Source organism: Candidatus Oleimmundimicrobium sp., from assembly GCF_030651595.1.
In the GTDB taxonomy this organism is placed as follows: Bacteria; Actinomycetota; Aquicultoria; order UBA3085; family Oleimmundimicrobiaceae; genus JAUSCH01.
The window spans coordinates 1-3,736 of the sequence record NZ_JAUSCH010000083.1 but is presented as its reverse complement, the minus strand read 5'-3'; the positions used below and the strand labels follow the sequence as shown (position 1 = coordinate 3,736).

At 39.0% G+C, this 3,736-nt stretch carries 3 protein-coding genes; all 3 read left to right on the top strand.

Annotated elements, in window-relative coordinates; all coding sequences use genetic code 11:
- The first annotated feature begins 239 nt into the window (after positions 1 to 239).
- The gene (locus Q7U95_RS04910; protein ID WP_308752360.1) at positions 240 to 1,040 is read left to right on the top strand and encodes an HTH domain-containing protein; all 801 of its coding nucleotides are present in this window, start codon (positions 240 to 242) and stop codon (positions 1,038 to 1,040) included.
- A gap of 418 nt (positions 1,041 to 1,458) precedes the next feature.
- Positions 1,459 to 2,418 (top strand): replication initiation protein, encoded by a 960-nt coding sequence (locus Q7U95_RS04905; RefSeq protein ID WP_308752358.1) that lies wholly within the window; start codon positions 1,459 to 1,461, stop codon positions 2,416 to 2,418.
- A 254-nt stretch (positions 2,419 to 2,672) separates the two neighbouring features.
- Positions 2,673 to 2,897, top strand: coding sequence for a type II toxin-antitoxin system HicB family antitoxin (locus Q7U95_RS04900; protein ID WP_308752356.1), 225 nt, complete (start codon positions 2,673 to 2,675; stop codon positions 2,895 to 2,897).
- The last annotated feature ends 839 nt before the right edge of the window (positions 2,898 to 3,736 follow it).

Here is a 3,736-nt window from a genome sequence, read left to right as displayed (position 1 = left end):
GAGTAGAGTTATTCCTGTCCTGACGGGGGTCCTTAAAAACCCCAAAGGAAGGACGGGAAATAACTCGGCCAGCCAGCACACCCAGAAAAGTTTATAGGGTAGTTTGAGGGTTTATAATTGTTGGGGGGGGTCTTGCTGTTTGATTTTTCTTCTCATTGTTTTTTTGGGACGGTGGAGCACGGCGGGGATAAAAGTTAAAAGCTGTATATTTGAATATATTTTGTTCCAAAATAAAAGCTATGGCAGAATTAAAATGGAAAGAAGCAATTGTAAAAGTTTTTGAAGATGAGAAAAAAGCACTTCACTACACGGACATTGCAGAACTAATTGCTGAAAGGGATTACAGAAAATCCTTGGGTGCAACGCCACTTGACACTGTTAGCGCAGTCATAACAACTGACATTAACACAAACAAAGAAAAATCCATTTTTGCCAAGGTTGACAAAGGAATTTATATTCTAAGAAAATTTCTTGACGACAGAGCCCAGCTTGTGACTGAAGAAACAGAAGCGGAAATGGTTACTACTCAAAAAACGACAAAAGAACGCTATAAAATTATTAATGCTTTTGGCATTTATTGGAACAGAAATCTTGTTTACTGGAAAACAACACCTGATTTGCTGGGAATTCAACAAATTGGAGCATCAGAAGTAAACTTCAAAGACCAAATCGGTATTTATTTGCTTCATGACAGTAGAGAAACCATTTACATTGGACAAGCTATTGATCAACCGCTTGGACAGCGTTTGAAAAATCACACGAATGATCGACTTGGCGGACGGTGGGACAGGTTTTCTTGGTTCGGTTTTTATCCAGTAAATGAAACCGGCAAACTTTTAAACGACATCAAATTAGATAAAATTACGGTCCAACATTTAGGTGATATTTTAGAAGCAATACTTATTGAAAGCATTGAGCCAAGACAAAATAGGAAACAAGGCAATCTATTTTTTGGACTTGAGTATTTGCAACAAGAAGCACCTGAAATCAAGAAGCGATTAAAAGAACAAATTATAAGAGAACTGACTGATAAATTATGAAAAAATCTGTTCCTGCCGGGGATCTCTGGTGAGATATTAGCTGTAAAATTTTTATATACCTATATATCAAGTAGTTATGAAAACGCCCGCCGCCGGGGATTTTTCTTTGTTTCTTTTTTCTTTTCATTTTTTCTTCTCGTTGTTCTGAAACCTCCTACCCTTGCGGTCTTGCTTTGGATTTCATCCTAAAAACTTCTTCTTATTGAAGAAGATTGTTGAATACTTCTTCATTGTACAGCGTCGCTGGAGCCCATGGAATAAGGTGCCACAGAAACGAAAACGTACTTTTCTGTTGCTTTTAAAAGAGCAAAACGTACTTTTCTGTTGCTGAAAACGTACTTTTCTGTTGTTATCTACCTGCTATAACGTATTATTTGTTTTATTAATACGTTTCCATATATTTGTAAAAATAATCCATATGGAAAAGCAAGATTCCCTCTCAATCATTCAACCCAACCGCATTACTAATGCTCGGTATGAATGGACGGCAATACAAAAAAATATTGTTTACGGCATAATTGATGCCTTGCAAAATGAAATGTCTTATCAACCTTTACTCTTTGATGGGGGGCGGGAGTACGTGCTAGACCTCGAAAAAATAACCGATGCGGAACATTACAGCTACGTTCAGAAAGAAGCTGAAGAGATGATGAAAAGACCAATCCATTACGACTGGAAGGGGAAAAACGGAAAAATGAACGACACTACAACGGCAATAATAGCAAGCGTTACAAGAGAGAGGGGTGCAAGGTTTATCCGTGTGGAGATTCCAAAAATGACACTGCCTGTTCTGCTGTACATCGGTGCGGGGGATAGTGGAGGGGGCGGGTTTACTGTAATCCAAAAAACAATTGCTATTAGCCTAAAATCAAAGCATTCTAAACGCCTTTACGAACTCTGCTGCAGGTGGAAGGACAAGGGCGGGTTTAATATGGCTCTGGATGAGTTTAAAAAAATGCTTTATGTCGAAAAAAAATATAAAGACATAAACAAATTAAGAGACCAAGTTTTAGACGTAGCGAAGAAAGAGCTCAAGGAAAGTGCTGACGTTTGGTTTGAGTACGATTTAAAGAAGATTAAGAGCCGTTCGTTTAACTGGATATACTTTTCCATGTTCCAAAACGATCCTAAGCTTAAAAACGCTGAAAAGGGGCTTTATCCTAATATTTATAATTTCCTGATGATCTCTTTTCCTTCCATGTTCAATGACTACGCTATGCGTATAGCTGACCAGCTCTCTGACAAGGGTCAATTATCAAACGCCTGGTCAAAGTTCCGCCCGATCTATGAGAAGTACGTCAGTAACGAGATGGAAGCTAAACACCTGGTCAACACTACCCGAAAGATTCTGAGGGAAGATTTTGGAATTGAAAAATAGCTATTTTATAGTTATTTTTCAATTCCAATACGCTGATAATCAATCATGTTTTTTTAAAAGGTAACATTTTCGCCCAAAAAGTGCACCATGACATTTTTGTAATTAATTGAATATCAGGAGTATCCTGATAACGGGATCAGGTGTAGCCTGATTCCATCTTGCTTTCCTTTGGAAACTGATTTACACACCGGGTAAATCTAATTAAGTCAAGGAGCAAAAGGGAAAAAATACATTAACTTTGCAAAAAATAAGTTATGAAAAACATTGAGATGACGGCTGTTTTTGAACCCTGCGAAGAGGGCGGATTTATTGCATACGTACAGGAAATACAGGGGATAAACACCCAAGGGGAAACCATCGAGGAGGCAAAGGAAAACCTTGCAGATGCCGTGAATCTAGTATTTGAGGAGATGAGGGCGACAGTAAGTAAGGGCAGAACTAAGAAGATGATAACCCAAACCATGTCGTTTAGCTTCTGATGAAAAGAAACAAGCTGGTCAAACACCTCGAAAAGAACGGCTGCTCCTTTGTCCGTGAAGGGGGTAGCCATACGCTTTACAGAAATTTCAAAAATGGCAAGGCGTCAACTGTTCCCCGACACCCCGATATCAAGGAGAACCTATGCCGTAAGATATGCAAAGACCTTGGTGTTCCAGATATTTTAAAGCCTTAAAGTGGCTACCTGTTTCCAAAAAAATAGAAAGGGAAATGAATTTTCTTAGTTTTTTTGCTCAATGAATTTCAATCGATATCAACCGGTTCTTTTCATTTTTGCTCCCTGGCAAAAATGATCTTCACAAGCCACATTTTCCCCATCCCAGGCATCTACTCATATACGTTGATAGTTGCCATAGTAACTATATTTTAAATTGATTATCTGCTAATTATCTTAAATAATACTATTCATTAAATAAATGTAGTTGTTTTATGCTAAAAACAACTATATTTTATTATCTTCTTAAACAGGACTTTATCCCTGTTTTCCCCTCGAAGAGGGCAAGCAGAATCTCACGAAGTGAGGTTCCCGCTTGCTATCTTTTTCCCTTCACTGCGTTTCGGGCAAAAGCTACCCTTCGGCTTCCTGCCTGGTAGCCCATCCGAAACGCTCCGTAAGGAGCAAAAGGGAAAAAGATGAAAGCATAAGGCGTGGGCAAAAAAAACAGCAAGGCAAACGAGGGAGTAGAGTTATTCCTGTCCTGACGGGGGTCCTTAAAAACCCCAAAGGAAGGACGGGAAATAACTCGGCCAGCCAGCACACCCAGAAAAGTTTATAGGGTAGTTTGAGGGTTTATAATTGTTGGGGGGGGTCTTGCTGTTT